Annotated in this window: 19 protein-coding genes, 1 pseudogene and 1 riboswitch; of the genes and pseudogenes, 14 read left to right on the forward strand and 6 right to left on the reverse strand. The window is 42.0% G+C overall.

Annotation, left to right across the window (positions count from 1 at the left end):
• Window positions 1-10 precede the first annotated feature (10 nt).
• From NST73_RS01870 to NST73_RS01890, 5 genes and pseudogenes are all read left to right on the forward strand, one after another.
• A pseudogene (locus NST73_RS01870) lies at window positions 11-813 on the forward strand (nucleotidyltransferase domain-containing protein).
• A 161-nt stretch (window positions 814-974) separates the two neighbouring features.
• Window positions 975-1,892 carry a proline dehydrogenase gene (locus tag NST73_RS01875; protein ID WP_024718963.1) on the forward strand — a complete coding sequence of 306 codons (918 nt, stop codon included), beginning with the start codon at window positions 975-977 and terminating at the stop codon, window positions 1,890-1,892.
• Between the two features lie 23 nt (window positions 1,893-1,915).
• Window positions 1,916-3,463, forward strand: coding sequence for an L-glutamate gamma-semialdehyde dehydrogenase (pruA, locus tag NST73_RS01880; RefSeq protein WP_007498254.1), 1,548 nt, complete (start codon window positions 1,916-1,918; stop codon window positions 3,461-3,463).
• Between the two features lie 125 nt (window positions 3,464-3,588).
• Window positions 3,589-4,821, forward strand: a complete 1,233-nt coding sequence (locus NST73_RS01885) for a helix-turn-helix domain-containing protein (RefSeq protein WP_008342058.1) — start codon at window positions 3,589-3,591, stop codon at window positions 4,819-4,821.
• 129 nt (window positions 4,822-4,950) lie between these two features.
• Window positions 4,951-6,249 (forward strand): arsenic transporter, encoded by a 1,299-nt coding sequence (locus NST73_RS01890; protein ID WP_144679661.1) that lies wholly within the window; start codon window positions 4,951-4,953, stop codon window positions 6,247-6,249.
• 224 nt (window positions 6,250-6,473) lie between these two features.
• Here the strand turns inward: NST73_RS01890 and NST73_RS01895 are convergent, their stop codons facing one another.
• Together NST73_RS01895 and NST73_RS01900 are read right to left on the reverse strand one after the other, a co-directional pair.
• Entirely contained in the window at window positions 6,474-7,151 is a 678-nt protein-coding gene (locus NST73_RS01895) for an amino acid ABC transporter permease (protein WP_008347854.1), read from the reverse strand.
• 12 nt (window positions 7,152-7,163) lie between these two features.
• Window positions 7,164-8,036, reverse strand: a complete 873-nt coding sequence (locus NST73_RS01900; RefSeq protein WP_008347852.1) for a transporter substrate-binding domain-containing protein — start codon at window positions 8,034-8,036, stop codon at window positions 7,164-7,166.
• Between the two features lie 181 nt (window positions 8,037-8,217).
• On the opposite strand from NST73_RS01900, the gene NST73_RS01905 reads away from it, so the two are divergent.
• Window positions 8,218-8,547 (forward strand): YckD family protein, encoded by a 330-nt coding sequence (locus NST73_RS01905; RefSeq protein WP_024718960.1) that lies wholly within the window; start codon window positions 8,218-8,220, stop codon window positions 8,545-8,547.
• A 46-nt stretch (window positions 8,548-8,593) separates the two neighbouring features.
• On the opposite strand, the gene NST73_RS01910 is transcribed toward NST73_RS01905, so the two are convergent.
• Window positions 8,594-9,358, reverse strand: coding sequence for an MBL fold metallo-hydrolase (locus NST73_RS01910; protein ID WP_216895540.1), 765 nt, complete (start codon window positions 9,356-9,358; stop codon window positions 8,594-8,596).
• 115 nt (window positions 9,359-9,473) lie between these two features.
• Between NST73_RS01910 and NST73_RS01915 the strand changes: the two genes are divergently transcribed.
• A complete protein-coding gene (locus NST73_RS01915; protein ID WP_024718958.1) occupies window positions 9,474-9,893 on the forward strand; it encodes an Lrp/AsnC family transcriptional regulator in 420 nt (139 codons plus the stop codon).
• A 24-nt stretch (window positions 9,894-9,917) separates the two neighbouring features.
• Window positions 9,918-10,724: an AAC(3) family N-acetyltransferase gene (locus NST73_RS01920; protein WP_259254051.1), complete on the forward strand. Its 807-nt coding sequence runs from the start codon at window positions 9,918-9,920 to the stop codon at window positions 10,722-10,724.
• A gap of 1 nt (window position 10,725) precedes the next feature.
• Here NST73_RS01920 and comJ read toward each other — a convergent pair whose 3' ends face one another.
• The 3 genes from comJ to NST73_RS01935 all read right to left on the reverse strand — a co-directional run bounded on the left by comJ (window position 10,726) and on the right by NST73_RS01935 (window position 13,502).
• Window positions 10,726-11,112, reverse strand: coding sequence for a competence protein ComJ (comJ, locus tag NST73_RS01925; RefSeq protein WP_039166300.1), 387 nt, complete (start codon window positions 11,110-11,112; stop codon window positions 10,726-10,728).
• Between the two features lie 137 nt (window positions 11,113-11,249).
• Complete coding sequence (locus NST73_RS01930; RefSeq protein ID WP_326242339.1) at window positions 11,250-12,947, reverse strand: methyl-accepting chemotaxis protein; 1,698 nt, start codon at window positions 12,945-12,947, stop codon at window positions 11,250-11,252.
• 126 nt (window positions 12,948-13,073) lie between these two features.
• Entirely contained in the window at window positions 13,074-13,502 is a 429-nt protein-coding gene (locus NST73_RS01935) for a NucA/NucB deoxyribonuclease domain-containing protein (RefSeq protein ID WP_058336347.1), read from the reverse strand.
• A 367-nt stretch (window positions 13,503-13,869) separates the two neighbouring features.
• Here NST73_RS01935 and NST73_RS01940 point away from each other — a divergent pair, with 367 nt between their 5' ends.
• From NST73_RS01940 to NST73_RS01965, 6 genes are read left to right on the forward strand one after another with little or no spacing between them, the layout of a single operon-like run.
• Window positions 13,870-15,939 (forward strand): hydantoinase/oxoprolinase family protein, encoded by a 2,070-nt coding sequence (locus tag NST73_RS01940; protein ID WP_041508230.1) that lies wholly within the window; start codon window positions 13,870-13,872, stop codon window positions 15,937-15,939.
• A complete protein-coding gene (locus tag NST73_RS01945) occupies window positions 15,929-17,914 on the forward strand; it encodes a hydantoinase B/oxoprolinase family protein (protein WP_144668204.1) in 1,986 nt (661 codons plus the stop codon). The genes NST73_RS01940 and NST73_RS01945 overlap by 11 nt, the downstream gene beginning before the upstream one ends.
• Window positions 17,911-18,996: an ABC transporter substrate-binding protein gene (locus tag NST73_RS01950; protein ID WP_017358546.1), complete on the forward strand. Its 1,086-nt coding sequence runs from the start codon at window positions 17,911-17,913 to the stop codon at window positions 18,994-18,996. Before NST73_RS01945 ends, NST73_RS01950 begins: the two co-directional genes overlap by 4 nt.
• Window positions 18,997-19,004: 8 nt before the next feature.
• Window positions 19,005-20,093, forward strand: a complete 1,089-nt coding sequence (locus NST73_RS01955; RefSeq protein WP_144679651.1) for an ABC transporter ATP-binding protein — start codon at window positions 19,005-19,007, stop codon at window positions 20,091-20,093.
• Window positions 20,093-20,962, forward strand: a complete 870-nt coding sequence (locus NST73_RS01960; RefSeq protein WP_008347830.1) for an ABC transporter permease — start codon at window positions 20,093-20,095, stop codon at window positions 20,960-20,962. The genes NST73_RS01955 and NST73_RS01960 overlap by 1 nt, the downstream gene beginning before the upstream one ends.
• Window positions 20,955-21,758, forward strand: coding sequence for an ABC transporter permease (locus NST73_RS01965; protein WP_144679649.1), 804 nt, complete (start codon window positions 20,955-20,957; stop codon window positions 21,756-21,758). The genes NST73_RS01960 and NST73_RS01965 overlap by 8 nt, the downstream gene beginning before the upstream one ends.
• A 368-nt stretch (window positions 21,759-22,126) precedes the next feature.
• Window positions 22,127-22,219, forward strand: a riboswitch (cyclic di-GMP riboswitch).
• The last annotated feature ends 68 nt before the right edge of the window (window positions 22,220-22,287 follow it).

Below are 22,287 nucleotides of genomic sequence, written 5' to 3' on the forward strand. Positions count from 1 at the left end.
TGAAGAAGTCATGCAGAATTCTATAGAAAGAGTTGATGGACACTTGAGAGAGAGAATTAAGGAAGAGCTGAAAATCATCGAAGAAACGTATGACGTCAAGATTTGTCTTGCCGCGAATCAGGCAGCAGGGCATGGGGTTTTCCCTCGACCGATAGTGATTATGATGTTCGCTTTTTATATGTTCCCCGGAAAGAATGGTATTGGGCGATGGAAGAGCATCGTGATGTCATAGAACGACCGATTGATGACATGCTTGATATCAGCGGCTGGGAGCTTAGAAAGGCACTGCGCCTATTCAATAAATCAAATCCGTCCATTATGGAATGGCTGTCTTCTGATATCATCTATGCTGAATCTTTCTCTTTGGCAAAGCAGCTAAGAGAATTAAAGGATCGAGCGTTTTATCCTGCGGCTTTGATGTATCATTACCTCAATATGGCGAAGCGGAATGAAAGCCGGCATTTACGAGGAGAGCAGGTGCGAATCAAGAAGTATTTCTATGTGCTTCGTCCGCTGCTTGCCTGCAAGTGGATTGAACGTTACCGAACAGTTCCACCAATGGACTTTCATGAATTACTCAAGGAGCTTGTGGAGGAAGGCCCGCTGTTAGCAGAAATTCACGAACTGCTCAAACGTAAAATGGACGGAGAAGAAATGGATGTAGAGAACCGTCTCGCTCATGTCCATCCATTTATTGATCAAGAGCTGGCGCGTTTTGATGAATTGGTGAAAAGCTACAATCAGCCGAAAGACAATCTGATGCAAGAATTAAATGAGCTTTTGCAGTCTACCCTTGATGAGGTGTGGGCGTAGGAGGGGAGAGTCAGCCGGATCGCGGCAGACTCTTTTTTTATCTCCTATTGTGATAAAACCACAAAAAAAGTCAGAATTTTTGTCATCTTCAAATATTGTAGCGGACAGCTCATGAGCCTTACAATAAAGACATAGCTTACAAAGAGTGGGAGGTGCCCTTTATGGAGTCGGTCACAAGAAATTTCTTCTTGTTTTTGTCAAAGAGCAGTCTCTTGAACCATATTGCTCGTAATTGGGGAAGTGCTGTTGCATCAAAGAAAATCATCGGTGGGAAGGATTTTGAGAGCGCTATCCCTGTCATCAAACGATTAAACGATCAAGGTATGGCCGTAACGGTTGATCATCTCGGTGAGTTTGTCACAAAGGCAGAGATTGCAAATGAGCGGACGAATGAGTGTATTCAAACCATTCAGCGCATTGCAGAGGCGGGACTCAATTCCCACGTGTCACTTAAAATGACATCGCTTGGCTTAGATATTGACGATGACCTCGTGTATCGCAATATGAAAAGCATTTTAGATACGGCAGAGAAACACCGTATTATGGTGACAATTGATATGGAGGATGAACAGCGCTGTCAAAAAACGCTGGACATTTTTAAAGAAATGAAATCTCAATATGAGTATGTCAGTACGGTTTTGCAGGCGTATTTGTACAGAACAGAACAAGATCTTGATGACCTAAATGAGTTGCAACCATTTTTAAGACTTGTAAAGGGTGCCTATAAGGAATCCGCCGAAGTGGCGTATCCAAACAAAAAAGACGTCGATCAGAATTACAAGAAGCTGATCGAAAAGCAATTACTCTCAGGGAACTATACAGCCATTGCGACACATGACGATCAAATGATCGAATTTACGAAACATATTGTGAAAAAACACAATATACAGACAAGTCAGTTCGAATTTCAAATGCTGTATGGCATGAGATCAGAAACGCAGCAAGCACTCGTGAAGGAAGGCTATCAAATGAGGGTCTACACCCCGTATGGACGAGAGTGGTATGGCTACTACATGAGACGTCTTGCAGAAAGACCAGCAAACATTGCATTTGCTTTAAAAGGGATGACGAGAAAATAATTTGAAACGGGAGCGTGACAAAGATGACAACACCTTACAAGCATGAACCATTCACGGATTTTAGCCAGGAAGAAAATCGCCAAGCGTTTGAACAAGCATTAGCCAAAGTAACAGAATCACTTGGGCAAACCTATCCGCTTGTGATTAATGGAGAAAGAATCGAAACAACAGACAAGATTGTCTCGATCAATCCGGCGAAGAAGGAAGAAGTCGTGGGTACCGTATCAAAAGCTGGGAAAGAAGAGGCAGAGCAAGCGATTCAAGCTGCGGCAAAAGCGTTTGAAACATGGCGCTACACGTCTCCAGAAGAAAGAGCCGGCGTCTTATTCCGCGCTGCGGCAAGCATTCGCCGTAAAAAGCATGAGTATTCAGCCCTTCTCGTAAAAGAAGCAGGGAAGCCTTGGAATGAAGCAGATGCAGATACAGCAGAAGCCATTGACTTCCTAGAGTATTATGCCCGTCAAATGCTAGAGCTTGCGAAAGGCAAACCGGTGAACAGCCGCGAAGGGGAACGCAATCAATATGTGTACACACCAACTGGCGTGACGCTTGTCATTCCACCATGGAACTTCTTGTTTGCGATCATGGCAGGAACAACCGTTGCACCAATCGTCACAGGGAATACAGTTGTATTAAAGCCAGCAAGTGCGACGCCTGTCATTGCTGCCCGCTTTGTAGAAGAACTGGAGCAAGCAGGTCTTCCGAAAGGTGTTGTCAACTTCGTGCCAGGTAGCGGAGCAGAAGTTGGAGATTACTTAGTAGATCATCCGAAAACAAGCCTTATTACATTCACTGGATCAAGAGAAGTGGGCACACGTATTTTTGAACGTGCGGCAAAAGTACAGCCAGGACAACAGCATTTAAAGCGTGTTATTGCTGAAATGGGCGGTAAGGATACAGTCGTTGTAGATGAGGATGCAGATGTCGAATTAGCCGCTAACGCCATTTTCACATCAGCCTTCGGGTTCTCAGGTCAAAAATGTTCAGCTGGATCTCGTGCTGTCGTCCACGAGAAGCTGTATGACCAAGTCGTTGAGCGAGTGAAGGAAATCACAGAAACGAAAACAACAGCGAATCCGTTATCAGCTGATGTGTACATGGGACCTGTCATTGATCAAGCTTCCTTTGACAAGATCACGGAATATATCGAGATTGGCAAGCAAGAAGGTCGTCTAGTCACTGGCGGAACAAGTGATGATTCAGAAGGGTACTTCATTCATCCAACCGTGTTTGCAGATCTAGAGCCAACATCTCGTTTAATGCAAGAAGAAATCTTTGGACCTGTCCTAGCTTTCTCAAAAGTCTCAAGCTTTGATGAGGCACTTGAAGTAGCCAACAACACAGAATACGGGTTAACCGGTGCGGTCATTACAAATAATCGTGATCACATCAACCGTGCGAAGCAGGAGTTCCATGTCGGGAACCTTTACTTTAACCGTAACTGTACGGGAGCGATTGTGGGATACCACCCATTTGGCGGCTTTAAAATGTCAGGAACTGATTCAAAAGCAGGCGGACCAGATTATCTTGCTCTGCACATGCAGGCCAAAACGATTAGCGAAATGTTTTAATATGGAAAAGCATGAACTCGTGCAGGCGAGTTCATGCTTTTTTTACCTGTCTACGACTTGTTTCTATACAAATATGACTGGAAAGAAGTATGATAAATGTATCACTTATTCAGGGAGCAATCGGGATGGAAGAGATATTAGAAAAGCTTCATACATTTTTTGATGTCGATAAATTAATTGCATTTATTAGTGGGTATTTAAAAAAACCAGTCATTTTAGAAAGTACTGAATGTCAGCTGCTTGCTTATAATTCTTACAGCATCCAGCAGTTCGACCCAGTCAATCAGCAAACCATTTTCTCAAAGGAATGCCCAGGAGCTGTGGTGGATTGGTTAAAAAAAACAGGGGTCATTGAGCAGCTATATACAGATTCAAATCCTTTTTATGTGAATGGTCATGAGGAGCTCGGGTTTAATCGACGAGTGGCTGTGAGCGCCAAACACAAACAAGAGGTTGTCGGCTTTATTTGGGTGCAGGACATTGAAGATTCTCTCTCTCAAGAGGAGCTGCAATTTTTACACGAGGCATCGTTTCAAGTTGGAAAAGTTATTTATAAAAATAAGAAACAGTTGGAGAAAAAGGAAGGCAAGATTGAAGAGTTCTTCAAAAAGGTCATGGATGATCATTTTTATACAGAAGAAGAGCTGAAATGGGAAGCTGAGAATTTAAGCATTCCACTGCCAGCTGTCTTTACTGTGATGGTTGTTCATGCCGCCGATAACAAAAGTGAGACGGCAGAAGATGTGAAGGATATGATTAGAACCTATTTACAGCTAGAAGACAAGGTCAATCACGTCTACTCTGTGCAAGCAGACATCGTCGTGATATTAGGCAGTTTGTCAGATCGCCACTCACCAAAAGCGACCGCTGCGGATGTCGTCGCCCATCTTCAATCGAAAACGCATACACATCCATCTCCTTTATATATTGGGATGGGAAGAGAATATCGAGATGTCATGAAAATGAGCACAAGTCGATTTGAAGCGATAGAAGTCGTGAAAGCAGTGAAGATTGTCGGCGGACAGGAATTGATTCCATACGATTACGAGCATTTGGGGGTCTTCCGGTTCTTAGACTCGATTTACAGTCACCAAAAAAAGAAAAACGACTTTAATCCAGATTTGTTGCGCCTAAAGGAAAAAGACCGTGACAGCCAAACATCATTTTTAAAAACCTTAGAGGTCTACTTATTGAATAATTGTAAGCTAAAACCAGCTGCAGAGCAGTTGTTTATTCATCAAAATACACTAAACTATCGAATGAAACAAATTTTTGAAATGACGTCTATAGATTTAAGTCATTTTAGCCAGCGATGTGAGTTATTTATTGAATTGATGCTGATGAAAAAAGATCAATAGGCGTGGACTCCGCAGGTGCAAAGGATGACCTGCGGATTTTTATGCGAGATCATAAAATGGCATACAATTGCCTTATTTCGTTGTATGATAGATAAAGATTTTATGAGGAAAGTGAAAGGAGGGCCACCTTTGGGATCAGTCACCTTGGCCATTTTAATTTTCATCATGACCCTCGTCCTTGTCATTTGGCAGCCAGGACGTTTAACCATTGGATGGTCAGCGTGCGGGGGAGCGATTCTTGCTCTTGTTTTTGGGGTCGTTCATTTGGGCGATGTATGGGAAGTTACCCAAATTGTCTGGAACGCCACCTTTGCATTTATTGGAATTATCATCATTTCATTGATTTTAGATGAGATTGGTTTTTTTGAATGGGCGGCACTTCATATGGCAAAAGCCGCAAGAGGGAACGGGGTCCGCATGTTTATTTATTTAACATTGCTCGGCGCTGTGGTAGCAGCTTTTTTTGCCAACGATGGAGCAGCACTTATCTTAACCCCGATCGTTTTATCTGTGGTCAGAGCGCTGAAGCTGGATGAGCGTATGATCCTGCCATTTGTCATGGCAAGCGGCTTTATTGCAGATACGACGTCTTTGCCATTTGTCATTAGTAACTTGGTCAATATCGTATCAGCCGATTATTTTCATATTGGCTTTCTTGAATATACAGCAAACATGTTCGTCCCAAACCTTGTATCGCTTGGCGCTAGTATGCTTGTGCTGTATGTGTTTTATCGGAAACTCATCCCGAAAACGTACGATGTTTCGCAGGCGAAGGAACCAGTTTCGGCCATTCGTGATCTACGCATGTTCCGGTTATCTTGGTATGTGTTAGGGTGCTTGCTTGTTGGATATTTTGCTGGGGAATTGGCAGGCATTCCGGTGTCAATCATTGTAGGAGGCATTGCCATTGCTTTCTTATGGCTGGCAAAACGGAGTCCACAAGTAGCGACAAAACGAGTCGTCAAAGAAGCACCGTGGTCGATTGTGTTTTTCTCTATCGGCATGTATGTCGTGGTGTATGGGCTGAAAAATGTCGGCCTGACAGAAATTTTAGCGGCGTGGATTGAACAGGGGGCGTCACACGGTTTACTTGCGGGAACGATGTTTATGGGGGTTCTGGCAGCAGTGCTATCTTCTGTCATGAACAACCTCCCAACCGTTTTAATTGATGCGATTGCCATCGGTCACACAGATACAGCAGGTGTGATGAGAGATGCACTGATTTATGCCAACGTCATCGGCTCAAACCTTGGTCCAAAAATGACCCCAATCGGTTCATTGGCGACATTGCTGTGGCTTCATGTCTTGAAGAAAAAAGGTGTGCATATTTCTTGGGGGGCATACATGAAAGCTGGAATCATTCTAACCATACCAACTCTGATCATCACGTTATTGGGGTTGTATGTGTGGTTATGGCTGATACATTAAAAAGCAGATCTCAAGGATCTTAGCGCGTAGGCAAACCCTCGCATTCTTTGTCAGTCCTGCGTGCTGGTGCTCACGAATATCAAATTCGCTCCGCGCCAGTGCTCGTCTTTCCTAGACTGCAAAGGTTTTCTATCACGCTGAAAAGAAAACAAAGGGCTAAAATCAAGTTCATTTTAGCCCTTTGTCAACAATCTAAGCAGATCCAATGGATCTGCTTTTTGTTGTTATAGATATTTTGCATAGCGTTTTTCCAAAAAGTCTTGGAGCAATGAGACCACACTGCATATGCCCCAGTAAATCAAGGCAACCAATATATACATGGTCATATAATCGAATTCTCGTCCACCCACAATTTTTGCTTGCTGGAAGAGTTCGGGCACAGTAATCATTGCCGCTAGTGAGGAAGCTTTGATTAAATCAAGCATGACGTTGGTCAGGGGCGGCAGTGCAATGCGCACGGATTGAGGCAAAATGACTCCACGCATCGTTTGCCAATAGCTGAGACCAAGTGATTTGGCGGCTTCCACTTGACCACTTGGAACAGAGGAGAGAGCCGCCCGGTTAATTTCGGCAATGTATGCAGCGCTATTGAAGCTGAATCCAATAATAGCAGCAGTGACAGCTGTAAATTCAATGCCGATGTAAGGGAATCCGAAATAAAGGATAAACAAAATGACCAGAATGGGAACCCCTCGCATAAATGAAATATACAGCCGTGCAGGCAGCCGAAGGAACCACGTATTTGCCATCCTAGCAAGGGCAATAAAAAAGCCTAGAATCGTACCAAAAAACATGCTCACAAAAGAAATGAGCAGCGTCAGCCAGATGCCTTTCATCACAAACGGAAATGACGCTTTTGCCAGTGCAGGATTAAAGATATATTCTAAATGAATATCTCCCACGTCTGCGGCTCCTTATTTAGAAATGTCGACATCTTCGACATCAACATCAATTTTCTTTGAGACGTCAGCATGATTAAAGAATTTCTCTGAAATCTTTTTCATGGTTCCATCTTTTTTCATCTCTTTTAATACACGATTTAATTCTTTTTGAAGCTCTGTATTGTCTTTTTTCATCACAAACCCTTGTTCATTCGGCATGTATTTTAAGTCTGGATGGATCGTAATATTTAGCTTAGGGAATGCAGCAAGCGCCAGTGTTTGCAAGTAGTAGTCATTTAAAATGACATCTGTACGGCCGTTTGCGACATCCTTTAAATATTGCTCGTTTGTGGCATTATCATAGATGACTTCTTTTGCACCATACTTACGGGCAACATCCATATAGATGGTCGTTGCAGCACCTGCTGCTTTCTTTCCTTTTAAATCCTTTAGCGTTTTAATACCTGACAGATCATCTTTTCTGACGATAGCGGTTCCATAGGAGTATTTATAAGGTGTTGAAAAGGCGAACTTATCTTTCCTGTCATCTGTGATGTCGATATCGTTTGCAGCGGCATCCACCTGACCTGAATTAATGGCACTGAGCATACCGTCATAACCCATTTCTTTAAATTCTACTTTTACGTCAAGGCGCTTAAATGCTTCTTTGACGACTTCCACTTCATAGCCAGTCAATTGATCCTTGCCGTTCGATGTATCATGGTAAGACGTAGGATACAAGGTGCCTGAAGTAGCGACCACGATTTTCCCTTTCTTTTGAATCTGATCCCACTTTGATTCTCCAGACTGAGATGAGCCTGATTGATTGCAAGCAGACATGACAAGCATGAGAGCAGACACAACAAGCAGCACCCATATAGGTTTTCTATGATAAAAACGACTCATTTAAGAATCCTCCTCTATTTTTTATACAAAACAAAACATAGCACGCTTTTTCAGTTAGGACAACGTTTTCAGATGAAAAGCGAAAAAGTAAGAATATTATGTGCAATTTCATGCTGTGAATAATGTATAAAAAAGGAAAGAGTGTGCAAATTAAAATCGAATAAAGGAGGGAACGACAGAGATGAAAAAAACAAGTGGTTTGATCTTACTAACGATGGTGCTATTATTTGGTTTTCAGGTGAATACGGCTCATGGAGAAACACCCCAAATGGAAAAGCGCCCCGTCACGCATCAAGTAAAATTAACGACAGAGCAACAAAAACAAATTGAAGTACTTGAACAGCAAATTTTGTCTAAACGAAAAGAAGTGATCGAAAAATACGTTCAGTATGGTGTGTTAACGAAGGAACAAGGCACGCACATCACAAAACGAATGGATGAACATTACAATCACTTAAAAAATAACGGGTTTGTTCCATTACTAAAAAAACCACAGCACCATCGACCATAAGTTTAAGAAAACCGGCAGCAAGGGGCCGGTTTTTATTGTTTATGTGTTAAAAGGTCAGCGTCTCACCATCTTGAGGGACAAAAATGGCCTGATCTGCATGTTTCTCTTGAATGTAAGATGTTAATGCGGCTCTTGTTAATAAACAATGATTCACGGCTTCAAGGTGACAGGCGATGATTTGAGCTTGTGGTTGAGTATGGTGAATGTCTACAATCTCTTCTTTTGTCATCGTAATAGGGTCTCCCTCTAAAAATTGGGCAGCCCCACTATTGACCACAATAATATCTGGCTGGCATGTATTCACAACCTCTTTCGGCTCATCACACCAAATGGTATCTCCTGCAATATAAAGAGTAGGCTCATCAGGATGAGAGAAAACAAAACCGCTCACTTGTCCCATCCGTTTAGCGGTTTCTCCTGTCCCGTGCTGCCCGCCAGTTCGTTTCATATGAACACCGCAAACATCCATTTCATCTTCAATGCATGTAACATGCTGAAATCCAGCTTCTTTCACTATCGTGCGATCTTTCTCTGATTGAGTATAGATCGGCAAAGTTTGCGCTAACCTCTTTTTTGCCTCGTCGTCAAAGTGATCTACATGTAAATGAGTGAGCAGGACAGCATCCGGCTGTAATATCTTGTCCAAATCAATGTTTGCAGGCAGATCCACAATTGGATTGTTTACATGTTGATTGGCAGTATGTGGGAACGGTGGATAGGTTCCTTTTGCTGCTAAAAAGGGATCGATTAAAAATGTTGACGGACCATATTGAAGGTATAAAGTAGCATTACGAATGAGTGTTATTTTCATTAGAAGGCCTCCTTTTTTTCTCATTAAGTTTACAGTATATTAAAAGAGCTTCATGTGACAGAGGATCATGAAAGTCTTTCAGCGGAACGACTTGATTTTTGAAAGAGGTGAGCCAATGCTAGACAAAACAGATATGGATATATTAAAAGAACTCTCAAAAAATAGCCGATTGACGATGAAAGCACTTGGTGAAAAAGTCCATTTAACCGGTCAAGCTGCTAAAAATAGAGTTTTAAAGCTTGAAGAAGAGGGGGTTATTGAAGCCTATACCATTTCAATTAACTGGCGGACACAGCAGAACATCCAAACATTTTTACAGCTCTTTACCCGAAGTCATGATCATGAACCGCTTTTATCGTTTCTCCATCAAAAGGAAGAAATCAAAAACCTGTTTAAAATAAGTGGAGAGGGCTGTTATATGGCTGAAGGACATTTTTCCAGTCATGATGAGCTTGATCAATTTTTAACGGAGCTAACAAAGCATGCAAATTATAAATTGTCTATCGCTGTGAAACGTCTCACTCATCAAGAATAGATGAGACGCAGGAGGAAATAACCGATGAAAAGATTAATTGAACATCAGGCTGAACCGATCACAAAGGAAAGAATCAAAGCGGATTTGGTTCAACTTGGTGTAAGGAAGGGCATGATCTTATGTGTCCACTCATCCTTGTCATCTATTGGCTGGGTGAATGGAGGAGCTATAGCCGTTGTACAAGCTATGATGGATATTTTAACAGATGAAGGAACACTGATTATGCCGGCACAAACATTAGAGCTGTCGGATCCTGCTGATTGGATCAATCCGCCTGTTCCTTATTCTTGGTGGAAACCGATCAAAGACACAATGCCTGCATTTGATCCAGCTTACACAGCTCCAACAGCAATGGGAAAGGTAGCGGAGACCTTTTGGAAATACCCAGGCGTAGAAAGAAGCAATCATCCTCATTTCTCATTCACCGCCTGGGGGAAAAGGAAAGATGAAGTGTTGAAACACCATGCGCTTCCTTATGGTTTAGGAGAAAATTCACCTCTTGGACGTATGTACGATCTTGATGCAAAAGTGCTGCTAATTGGCACGTCATTCGAGAGTGTGACAGCTTTTCACTTAGCTGAATATCGAATCTCACAGCAAGACCTCATGACACGAGGGGCCCCCATTTTAGAGAATGGTTGGAGGGTGTGGAAAGAGTATCAAGATATCATCACAAGAGAAGAACTATTTGAACAGATTGGTCGTGATTTCTTACAATCAGGATGTAGTTATAACCACAGTCAAATCGGGCTAGCCAATTCGTATTTATTGCCGATGAGAGAATCGGTCGATTTTGCGGAAAAATGGCTTGAACAGTACGACCAGGCGTGATCTAAGCAGTCTGAAAATCAAAATAATAGAGATCTTGATCAGGGTGCTCAGATATATAGCAGGTGAGCTGATAGTCTCCTTTTGGAATGGAGAAAGACAGTACCTGTGCCATGACGCTTGTCAGATAAACATGATCACTTGAATGAGTAAATGGCACTGTGATGACTCTATCAACGGATGATGGAGGCTCATGGCTGTTTAATGTCACGATAATAGAAGCTTTTCCGTTATTGATGCCTTCAAAAGAAATACCTCGATCCCCAGTTGCGAATCCTTGAAGAATATCGTCATCTGTCCAATCAATCACAGGTGGCGTCGTGCTTCCAGTGTATACGGTGATTTGGTGATAGGAGATAGATAGGGGATACGTTTGATTTAAATCATTCATAATAGATAACTCCTTTATTCATAAAATTTGTCCAGCTTGGGATCATGTTGAAAAGTGAATGTTTGAAAGTAAGATAATTGAAGAGAATGTTAGGCAGCAAGACGATTGTCGCCGTCTTGCGCTACTGTATGAGGGATCTAGATGTGAAATTGCGAAACCATTTCTTTTAGGTCTCCTGCTAAATGGGCGAGAGCCTCTGATGAAGCTGTTACTTCTTCCATTGCTGCAAATTGTTCTTCTGTTAAACCTGCTACTTGTTGTGAATGTTCACTCGTCAGTTTAACGCCTTCTGTGATAGAGGCAAAGGTTTGCTTCGCATCATTTGTATAAGCTGCGATTTTTTGGGATGCATCTGATAAATGTTTAATGCCATCTGCCATTTCCTTCATTGACTGCTGAATGTCAATAAATGAATCCTCTGTATGAGAAATAAGAACAGCCCCTTGAGCCGCTTCCTCTCGTACTCGTTTAATGGCACTCGTCGAATGATTCATCTCTTTTTGTATTTCGGAAATGAGATGTGAAATCATGTTGGATGATGTTTGCGATTCTTCTGCGAGCTTCCTCACTTCGTCTGCCACAACGGCAAAACCTTTTCCATGTTCACCTGCGCGTGCTGCCTCAATGGCCGCATTAAGAGCAAGTAGATTTGTTTGGTTAGCGATATCTGTAATCACTTTGGAAATTTGATCAATCTCGGCTGAACGTGTTTCTAGCGCTTGAATTGCTGTGCCGTTCTCTTCAATTGATTTTGCAATAGATGTCATTTGTGAATTGACTTCACCGATATTTTGTACACCTTTTTGGGCCATTTCTTGTGCGGACTGGCTTCTTGTTGCCATTTGTCCCGCATTTTCAGTGATGTTTACCAGCTCGTTAGATACTTGTCTCATCGTGTGCTCACTAGCTGTCATTTGGGACGATTGCTGTTCAGACGATTGAGCGACTTCTTGAATGGTATGGGTAATTTTTTCTGATGCTGCACTCGTTTCTTCTGCGCTAGCTGACAGCTCCTCAGAAGAGGTGGCTACTAATTCAGATGTTTTGATCACATTTAAAATGGTTTGATTTAATTTCTCACGCATCTTATTAAAGTGACCTGCCAGCTCAGAAAGTTCATCGCCTGTGTGATCTGTCACGTTGATGGTTAAATTTCCTTCGCCCGCACTCTTAATAGCAGATGCCATATGTTTGAGACGTGTCTGAATCCGCTTTGTGAAAATAGAAATAATGATAACAGAAACAATTAAACTTAACAGTAAAACCGTGACAAATTGAATAAAGAAAGACTGAAGCATTTGTGAAATCATGCTTTGATTTGCACCGGTATAGAAAATACCAATCGTTTCCCCTGTATCATTTTTGATGGGCATATAAGCCGTTTGGTAGTCTTTACCCGCAACATTGGCTGTTCCGTAATAATGTTCGCCTTTATCCAAAACAGCGGTCTTTACTTCAGGTGAGACTTCGGTTCCTACAGCTCGTTTCCCGTTTAACATGACATTTGTGGCAACACGGGTATTTCCTTGGAAGATCGTGATTGTATCACCAGTATATTCGGCTAATTGATCAACCAATGTGTCATGGTTATTGATTTGAGTATTTCCTTTGTAAAGCTTGCCATCTTTTATCTGCCACGAGCCAGCAACCTTTTCAGTTAGGTAAGCGTATCCTAGCTTTAGATCGCCTTTTGCTTTTTCGGTGGCCATTTGCTTAATGTTCTCTGTCATTTCGCGGTTCACTACATAACCAACCACTGCTGAAAATACGATGAGGACACTTAAAAAGATCAGCATTATTTTGGCGCCAAGCCTCAGTTTTCCTTTTTTCTTCATGCTTTTTACTCCTTTAGGTATAAGGTAGGGTATCCCTCCTTAAAGATTATCGGCATGAAAAAAATGTTTGATATACGTGAATGCACTTACACAGAAATTTTTGTTATGAAAAAAGGAAAGATCGTGCTACTCGATAATAAATTGGATTCTTGTGCCATCAGGATCATCTGATAATTGATGACTTACCCAAGAGCCTGCCCCCCTATTATCCGAAGGACGTACATATTTGACAGAAGCCCCTGCTCCACCTTCTTTACACATCGCCATTGGCCATTCATCACGATCATAACCACGCTTTGTTGGAATGCCATGAAGTGATTTGTCTCTTTGCTCATCACTATTTTTCCGATCAATGGTGCAAATGGAAGAATGACCTTCGTCAATAGCTTCTTCTATGTGCTTCGCAGTTTCTGGATAACGATCTGATGGAAAGTGAATGGTTTTGTCATAAGAAGAGTTTGTCGTCTCTTGTTTATGTTGCCCTAGTTGGACATAGCCTGTTGCTACACCAATGACAATCAATAAAAGCAAGAGAATGGTTTTAAGAAGTTTCATAGATGCTAGCTCTCTTTCTCTTTAGCGTATTTTGTAAACAGAAGTATAGCAGAATTACTTACCAATTTCTCCTCGTTTTGAAAAAACGTCTTTTAAAGTTCGAAAAACGTTTTTTACCTGTTTATGCTCTTTTCCTCGTTGTACAAACATCATAAAAATTTAATTTTGCTACTCAAAAAACATATATGCTGATGCAAAATGGCTTTATGATTGGTTTTTGGGCTAATTTCAAGATTTTAACACACAGAAATTTCAAAAAAATAAAATTGACTAGACCGATATGCTTTAATAATATGGAGTCAAATATCAAAAAATGTCGTAATTTATCAAAATATGATTCCATTTACATGACAGGAGGGAAGTACAAATGGCGGATGTCTCTTATCGGCTCGGAATAGACATAGGTGGAACATTTACTGATTTATCGCTGATGAATGAAGCAACAGGGGAGCTGACTGAACTCAAGACACCTACAGTGACAGATGACCCAGCTCAAGGAATTATCAATGGGCTAAAACTTCTAAAAGAAAGAGGTGTCGATTTATCCAAAATCCAATATCTCGTACACGGCATGACAATCGGTCTTAATACATTATTGCAGAGAAAGGGAGCAGATTTAGCCCTTTTTGTAACGGAAGGTTTTCAAGACATTTTGTCATTACAGCGTTTACGTCTACCCATTCCTTATGACTTTAATTCTCAATTGCCAGAACCATTGATACCACGAAAACATGTATATCCAATCTCTGAAAGGCTCATACACGATGGTTCGATCAAAAAACCTCTCCAACTGCAGCAATTAGATGATGCTGTCCAGCAGGTCATCTCTAAAAAACTAGCAGGCATTGTCATTTCTTTTTTACATAGCTATCAAAATCCAGTTCATGAATTACAGGCAAAAGCCTATATTCATCATCATTACCCACAGTTAGAAGTCCTGACATCATCAGAATTATGGCCACAAATGAGAGAATATGAGCGGACAGTGATGTCTGTTGTCAATTTGTACATTCAACCAAAGGTGAAACAATATTTACAAACGTTGAAAAACCGTTTGAAAGAAGAAGGTGTACCAATTTCTCCATACATTACCCAATCAAATGGTGGTTTAATGGATGCAGAAAGCGCAGCCACTTCACCCGTTAAAACACTTTTTTCTGGCCCGGCAGCTGGAGTAATTGGTGCGGCAAGAATTGCAACATCTGCAAATGAACCCAATTTAATTACGTTTGATGTTGGTGGCACAAGTGCAGATATCTCGATCATTCAAAATGGGCAGCCTACAATGGCTCAGTCGAATCAGCTTTCAGGATTTCCGATCATTCTTCCATCTGTTGCAATGTATTCGATAGGGGCTGGCGGAGGTTCTGTTGCATGGCTTGATCAAGGCGGGCTTCTTAAAGCAGGACCGGAATCAGTTGGCTCGCAGCCTGGGCCTGCTTCGTATGGAAAGGGAAAAAAAGCTGCTTTAACCGATGCATTTCTCATATGCGGTTACCTCAATCAAGATCGGTTTGCCGGAGGACATTTACAATTGCAGCGGTCTGCAGCGGAAATAGCCTTTCAGCCAATTGCTGATCAGCTTCATAAAACGGTCGAACAGGCGGCTGACCAGTTGATTCAAGTGGCTGTTGCCAATATGTACACAGAACTAAGCAATGTCATGGAGCAGCAAGGGTTTGATCCTAGAGATTTTAGTTTGCTAGCATTTGGCGGGGCAGGGCCTGTTGTCGCGAATTTCCTTGCGAGAGAAATTCATGCGAAAAATGTGGTCGTCCCTCCAAGTCCAGGGACATTATGTGCGCTAGGTGCACTTACAGCCGATTTTATCCATGATGCTGTGTTGTCTAAGAAAATATGCTTACAAGACTATACGATGGACGAATTAAAACAAGATTATGAAATGCTTTCTCGCAAAGCAACGGATTGGTTCAGCCAGCAAAATATTCAACATATCAAACAAACGTCCATTTTGTTATTAGCAGATGCCCGCTATCAAGGACAGGCATTTGAGATTGAATTGCCATTATCGGTGGATTGGCTAAAGCAGGAACAAGACGTCTATCATCTGATTGAAGCTTTCCACAGCCTGCATGAGCGTCAATATGGCCATAGAGATGATCAGGCGAACATTGAATTTACTCATTTGCGAGTTCGGGTTATAGGTGAAACGCCTCCACTGCCTTTCTCTTCTGTTGATGAAAGCAGCGGACAGCCTTTAATACCACAATCATACAGACGAATCTTTATAGAAGAAAAAGAGTACGAAGCATCTGTTTACAATCGGAGTACTTTGTCATTAGGTGCTGTTGTGAATGGACCTGCCATCATTGAGCAAGATGATACGACAACATTGATTTTGCCAAACTGGGCAGGCAGCATAGACCATTCAGGAAACTTGGTGATTTCAAGGGAGGCAGCTTTACATGGGAACTGATCCAGCAAAGCTTGAGATGATGAGGAGTTATTTTAATGCGATTGCATCAGGCATGGGACATGTCATTGAGCGGACATCCTTTACAACATTCGTAAAAGAATCGGCGGATTTTGCCACAGCATTAGCCACGCCTTCTGGAGATTTCTTTGTTTACCCAAAAACAGTCGGTGTCACGATCTTTTTAGGGCTGAGTCTCAGAAAAGCGATTGAAGAAAGCGGACCGATGCAGCCGGGTGACATTATCATCACAAATGATCCTTATACGACAGACGGTTTAGCGACTCATTTGCCAGATGTTCATATCATCAAGCCCATTTTTATAGAAGATGAAATTGTCAGCTATGCCTGGTCTTTTGTTCATGTAAGTGATGTGGGCGGTCTTGTCCCTTCAAGTATTTCTCCAACTGCAACAGATGTTCATCAAGAAGGATTAAGAATTCCGCCAGTGAAAATCTATGAAGGTGGAAAAGAGAATCAGGTTGTTCGTACCTTTTTAAGAGCTAATAGCCGGGCGAGTCATTTAAATGATGGCGATATTAATGCGATGATTGCCGCTGTTAATACAGCAGAAATCAGACTAAAAGAAATGATCGAGAAATTTGGAAAAAACGAAGTGAAGCAAGGAATGATTGATCTGCTGAAGCAAGCAGAGGATCGCGCCGGAAAAGTAATTGAAGCCATTCCTGATGGAACGAGTGAATTCGCTGATTATTTGGATGATGATATGATTTCGGATGTGCCGATCCGATTAAAGATCAAGCTGACGGTCAAAGGGAAACAGCTGACACTGGACTTCTCTGAGTGTGACCCGCAAGTTAAGACAGCTTTTAATCTTGTCACCAATGGTCAAAAGCACTCCTTCTTATATCAAGGGTTGATTAATTACATCATTAGTAAAGATCCTTTTATTCCGATTAATGGTGGGATTACGTATCCGATAGACGTGATTTCACCTAAAGGAACGCTTGTCCATCCAGAATATCCGGCTTCTGTCGGTATTCGGCATTCCATTACAATGAGACTGTATAATGTCGTGCTAGGTGCTATTGGTAAGCTGTTGCCTGAAGCAGTGCCGGCGGCAGGTGCAGGTCAATCCGCTATCGTCGTTCTCTCTGTTCCTGATGATCAAACAGGAGGCAGAAAAATGTCTGTGGTCGAACCGTTAGGCGGAGGCGGCGGTGCTCAAAAAGGGACTGATGGAGTAGATGGAATTGATCATTCGTCAGGATTTTTAAAAAATACACCTATCGAGAGCTTGGAACAGCATATTGATATTCATGTACACCGATATGAACTGTTGCCGAACACAGGTGGAGCAGGGGAACATAGAGGGGGACATGCGATTGGTTTAGAATTTGAAATGATCAAGCCAGAATCGATGGTGACGGCACGAGGAATGGAACGAATGAAGTTTCAACCTTGGGGGTTAATGGGTGGCCGAGCAGGAGCAATTGGTGAGGTGAAATTGACCAAACCAAATGGGGAGACACAAAACCAGCCGAAAATTGATGTCATGCGTCTTGAAAAAGGCGATATTGTTCAATTGGTTTCACCAAGTGGGGGAGGATGGGGGAATCCATTTGCTAGAAAGAAAGAAAAAGTCCTTCATGAAGTGGAAGCAGGGCTATTAAGTGAAGAAAGAGCACTTCAGCAATATGGCGTCAAAGTCTATCGAGATCATAATGAATGGAAAATTGATGACGAACAGACGAGCAGGCTTCGTGAAAAGATGAATGATGCTGATGCTGTCGCTTGGGATTTTGGAGAGCAAAGAGCAGCTTATGAGAAAGTGTGGACGGACGAAGCCAGCAGTGAGCTTGCTGTGCAGCTTCGTTCATACCCAGCAAATGAGCGTACGCACTATAAACATGCGGTTCATTCTCATTTTGGTCATAGACAGGAACCGTTAACAAAGATGGATATTATTCAAGCACTTCATCACTTGAATCAACAAAAAGGGGGAAATGAATCATGAAAAGAAGAGTAATCGCCATATTTGCAGGTGTCCTATCCGTCATGTTACTGCTGTCTGCATGCGGTGGAAATGGGCAGGACCAAAGTAAACAGCAGCAGACTGTGATCGTTGGTGTCTACGGAGGAGATTGGGAAAAGAATATTAAGCCAATCCTCGAAAAGTTTGAAAAGGATACAGGCATTAAGGTACAAACGGTCTCTGGGGCAGATTCTGAATGGTTTACAAAATTAAAAGCATCTAATGGTAAAAATCCACCGTATGATTTGCTTATTTTACAGCCTGATACGATTCAAAGAGGCATTGCGGCAAACGTTCTTGCGCCTATTGATGAAGATCAAGCGCCAAATGTGAAAAAGCTTTATCGTTCTGTTCAAAAGAAACTCACTGTTGATGGAAAACAATATGCAGCAGGCTTTAGTATGGGACAGCTTGGAATTGCTTATAGAAAAGATCTTGTCAAACAGGAGCCAAACAGCTGGACAGATTTATGGAGCGATCAACTGAAAGGGAAAGTGGCGATTTCTTCCCCAACTTATTCAGCGGGCTTACAATTTTTCTCTGCACTTGTCCATGCTCAAGGAGGGACAGAATCAAATCCTAAGGATATTGATAAAGCATTTAAAAGCCTCGCACAATTAAAAGGGCGTGTAGCTGCTTTTCCTGATAACCCAGGGTCTATTCAAACGCTGTTAGAACGTGGTGACGTGACGGCAGTTCCATATTGGGATGGCCGAGCATTTGCACTTGAAGAAGAAGGGATGGATATTGGATTCTCATATCCGAAAGAAGGCGCTGTGGCAGCAGTTGCGAGCTGGGCGTTAACAAAGGGAAGTCAGCATGAGGAAGCGGCTTATAAGCTATTAAACTACCTTAGCGGGAAAGAAGCTCAAGAAGCCTTCTCAGAAAAATCTTACTATGGCATGTCGAATTCTGATGTGAAATACGGAGACAAAATTAAAGGGAAAGTGAAAGTTGGCGAAAATTATTATAGCAAGCTGACTTGGGTAGATTACGAAACAGCGACTTCAGAGCTCGGTCAATGGACAAATCGATGGAATGAAGTACTAGGCGGAGGAAAATAGGTGATCGCATGAGTGGAATCAATTTGGAACATATCAGCCAGCATTTTGGCGAGCAGATTGCTCTTGATGATGTCAGTCTTACGGTAAAAGAGGGGGAATTTTTCTCCCTTCTTGGCCCTAGTGGCTGCGGAAAATCAACTTTACTCAATATCATTGGTGGTTTTTTAGAACCAACAAAAGGAGTCGTCTATATTGGTGATCAGGATGTGACGACTTTACCTCCTTATCAAAGGAAAACGGGGATGGTCTTTCAAAGTTATGCACTTTTCCCACACCTCACCGTATTTGATAATGTTGCATATGGGTTGAAGGTTCAAAAGAAAAAGAAGGCGGAAATCAAGCAAAAGGTGATGGAGAGCTTGTCTCTTGTTCAATTAGAGTCATTTGCCAAACGTATGCCGCACCAATTAAGTGGTGGTCAGCAGCAACGGGTCGCAATTGCACGGGCACTTGCTATCCAGCCGGCTGTTCTCCTTCTGGATGAACCACTCAGTAACCTAGATGCAAAGCTAAGAAAAAATATGCAGACGGAGCTGCGAAATATTCAACGGAATGTCGGAATTACGACTATTCTTGTGACGCATGATCAGGAGGAAGCCTTAAGCCTTTCCGACCGAATTGGGATATTAGGTGAGGGGAAAATTCAGCAGATTGGGACACCTTTAGAAGTATATCGTCAGCCAAATAATCGTTTTGTTGCTGAATTTATCGGACAGGTCAATCTATTTGAAGCGGAGTATGATGAAGTTACTTCCACATACACTGTTCCACATTTCACTCAATCAAACGGGAAGCAAGTTCAGCTAAAAGCCGCATTTAAAGAGAAGAGCGAGAAGCGTTTACTCATGCTGCGTCCTGAGAGAATCAAGTTATCTTCTGGCGGGGAGGAAGTTCAGCCAAATCATGTCACAGGAATGTTGGCAGATGTCAGTTATATTGGGCACTCTTTACGTTTGGTCGTTGGGCTTAATCAAGGTGAAATCATTGTCCATGCATCAGACGCAGCATTTCCCGAGCTGCCTCAAGTTGGAGAAACTGTGCATATTCATTGGCAGCCTGAAGATATTGTGTTCTTAGATTCGAAGGTGCATGCGTGATGCGAATCAAAAAAAAGAATCAGCGCTTTCATTGGTTTATGCTGCTGCCAGCTTGTTTGTTTCTAGTTGTATTCCTTCTTGCTCCGCTTGTGATGATGTTTGTCCTCAGTTTTCGTGATGTGGATTCGATGATGAATACGTTACAATCCTATAGTTTGTCTCAATATTTACATGTATTTACGACAGATGCATATGTGAAAGCAATTGGAAGTACTGTGTGGGTGGCCTTACAGACAACGGTGATTTGTTTATTGATGGCATATCCTGCAGCTTATGTGCTAGTGAAAGCACCTCATCCAAGATTGCGGGCTTTTTTCTATATCTTACTTGTATCGCCGCTTTTGACGAGTGTCGTCATTCGGACATTTGCATGGATCGTTCTTCTTTCGCAAAATGGCTTGATCAATGGCATGCTGATCGATTTACATCTGATTGAGAAACCGCTATCGATGCTGTGGAATATGAATGCGGTCATTATTGCTTATGTTCAAGTGATGCTGCCTTTTGCAGTGCTGCCTATTGCAACGAGCTTAACTGATATGGACCGTCACTTAAGACCGGCTTCTATGAGTCTTGGTGCTGGGCGTATACGGACATTTTTTCATGTGACCTTGCCGCTTACGATTCCAGGCATGATCACCGGAGCAATTATTGTCTTCTCACTTGCAGCAGGAAGTTATATTACTCCTCTGCTAGTCGGCGGACGGATGCAGCCGCTCTTGCCACTGTCCATTTATCAGCAGGTCATGCAGGTGTATAATTTGCCTCTTGCCGCTGCGATGTCTTTTACTTTATTGATTTGTGTGCTAGCGGTCGTCAGTCTATTAAGCTATCTATTGAAGCGTTGGGAGGCGAGGATGCATGCGTAAAAAATCAATAAGTGACCGTTTGCTTTCGATTCTGATATGGACCGCAGGCTCACTCGTTTATCTCTTTTTAACCGTACCTGTTCTTGTCATTGTTCTTTCTGCTTTTAGCCCGAATGCCTTTCCTGAATTCCCGCCGACTTCATTTTCCGTTCGTTGGTTTCATGAGGTCGTGTCGAATCCAGAATGGATGGAATCTTTGCGTATCAGCGTGATTCTGTTATTGATTGTGACGCCGCTTACTGTTCTTTTAGGAACGATGGCTTCTTATGCTTTAGCAAGGCTTTCCTTTAAGGGAAAGGAAGCTGTTCAAGCCTTTATTTTGTCACCTCTTATGATTCCTCAGGTGGTATTAGGGATTGCGATGCTGTATTTGTTTACGGCTATGGGTTTTACAGGGTCTTTGTGGGCATTAGTCATTGGGCATGTCATCATTGGTTTTCCTTATGTGGTACGAACCGTGGGTGTCAGTGTTTCAAATCTTGATCCACGTCTTGAGCTAGCTTCCATGAATCTTGGTGCAGGGCCCATACGTACTTTCTTTCGTGTGACACTGCCCTTGATCAAGCCGGGCATTATCGCAGGTGGCGTGTTTTCTGCTGTGACATCATTTGGTGAAATCTCGATTAGTTTGTTCGTTTCTTCACCTCAAACCATTACGATTCCCGTGAGGACGTTTAATTACATTGAGCAAACTTTTGATCCGAGTGTCAATGCGATATCTGTCATATTTATTATCATTTCTATCATTGCGTTGCTCATTATTGAGAAAACGATTGGTCTGTCTAAGGTGATGTAAATATAATGAAGAAACAAGGAGCTGTCATTTGAAATGACAGCTCTTTTTGTATTGTTTTTTATGGTAAAAATATTCAAAGTTTTAGGGAATATAGTTCTTAAGATTTAAGAAAATGCGAGGCGTGATAGGAGACCTCTCTCCTACATTTTCGGTCATATTTGCAAAATTTAAGGAAAAACATGAAATTTTTGCGGTAATTGGTCATTTATTTTCGGTGGAACGCAACTATTATTAGTTATTTTCGGTAAATATCGTAAATTATGATGTGATCCCTTCGGCATAACGCATGAATCTTTACACCCATTTTTCGGTGAAAAAAACAATAATTTCATATAAAGTGGACGTAAATAGAAAATATCTAAAAGAAAAGAAGAAAAAGGCAAATCTATGGAAACATAGAGACGCAAAGCCATGTCCTAAGGTAAAAGTTTCTTTTTTACTATGGTCGGCAGGTTACCGAATCAAAATGGGAGTCCCTCCGTTTTATTCGGGGTGGGCTCCTTTTCTGTTATTCGTCTATTTTGATGAA

Origin of the sequence: Bacillus sp. FSL W7-1034 (assembly GCF_038593365.1) — a bacterium.
Classification (GTDB): domain Bacteria; phylum Bacillota; class Bacilli; order Bacillales; family Bacillaceae; genus Bacillus; species Bacillus altitudinis.

Bases quoted from the DNA above. Each gene is read 5' to 3' on its own strand.
- NST73_RS01875 (WP_024718963.1), top strand. From the start codon at position 975: ATGGAGTCGGTCACAAGAAATTTCTTCTTGTTTTTGTCAAAGAGCAGT.
- pruA (WP_007498254.1), top strand. From the start codon at position 1,916: ATGACAACACCTTACAAGCATGAACCATTCACGGATTTTAGCCAGGAA.
- NST73_RS01885 (WP_008342058.1), top strand. From the start codon at position 3,589: ATGGAAGAGATATTAGAAAAGCTTCATACATTTTTTGATGTCGATAAA.
- NST73_RS01900 (WP_008347852.1), bottom strand. From the start codon at position 8,036: ATGAGTCGTTTTTATCATAGAAAACCTATATGGGTGCTGCTTGTTGTG.
- NST73_RS01905 (WP_024718960.1), top strand. From the start codon at position 8,218: ATGAAAAAAACAAGTGGTTTGATCTTACTAACGATGGTGCTATTATTT.
- NST73_RS01910 (WP_216895540.1), bottom strand. From the start codon at position 9,358: ATGAAAATAACACTCATTCGTAATGCTACTTTATACCTTCAATATGGT.
- NST73_RS01915 (WP_024718958.1), top strand. From the start codon at position 9,474: ATGCTAGACAAAACAGATATGGATATATTAAAAGAACTCTCAAAAAAT.
- NST73_RS01920 (WP_259254051.1), top strand. From the start codon at position 9,918: ATGAAAAGATTAATTGAACATCAGGCTGAACCGATCACAAAGGAAAGA.
- comJ (WP_039166300.1), bottom strand. From the start codon at position 11,112: ATGAATGATTTAAATCAAACGTATCCCCTATCTATCTCCTATCACCAA.
- NST73_RS01930 (WP_326242339.1), bottom strand. From the start codon at position 12,947: ATGAAGAAAAAAGGAAAACTGAGGCTTGGCGCCAAAATAATGCTGATC.
- NST73_RS01935 (WP_058336347.1), bottom strand. From the start codon at position 13,502: ATGAAACTTCTTAAAACCATTCTCTTGCTTTTATTGATTGTCATTGGT.
- NST73_RS01940 (WP_041508230.1), top strand. From the start codon at position 13,870: ATGGCGGATGTCTCTTATCGGCTCGGAATAGACATAGGTGGAACATTT.
- NST73_RS01945 (WP_144668204.1), top strand. From the start codon at position 15,929: ATGGGAACTGATCCAGCAAAGCTTGAGATGATGAGGAGTTATTTTAAT.
- NST73_RS01950 (WP_017358546.1), top strand. From the start codon at position 17,911: ATGAAAAGAAGAGTAATCGCCATATTTGCAGGTGTCCTATCCGTCATG.
- NST73_RS01955 (WP_144679651.1), top strand. From the start codon at position 19,005: ATGAGTGGAATCAATTTGGAACATATCAGCCAGCATTTTGGCGAGCAG.
- NST73_RS01960 (WP_008347830.1), top strand. From the start codon at position 20,093: ATGCGAATCAAAAAAAAGAATCAGCGCTTTCATTGGTTTATGCTGCTG.
- NST73_RS01965 (WP_144679649.1), top strand. From the start codon at position 20,955: ATGCGTAAAAAATCAATAAGTGACCGTTTGCTTTCGATTCTGATATGG.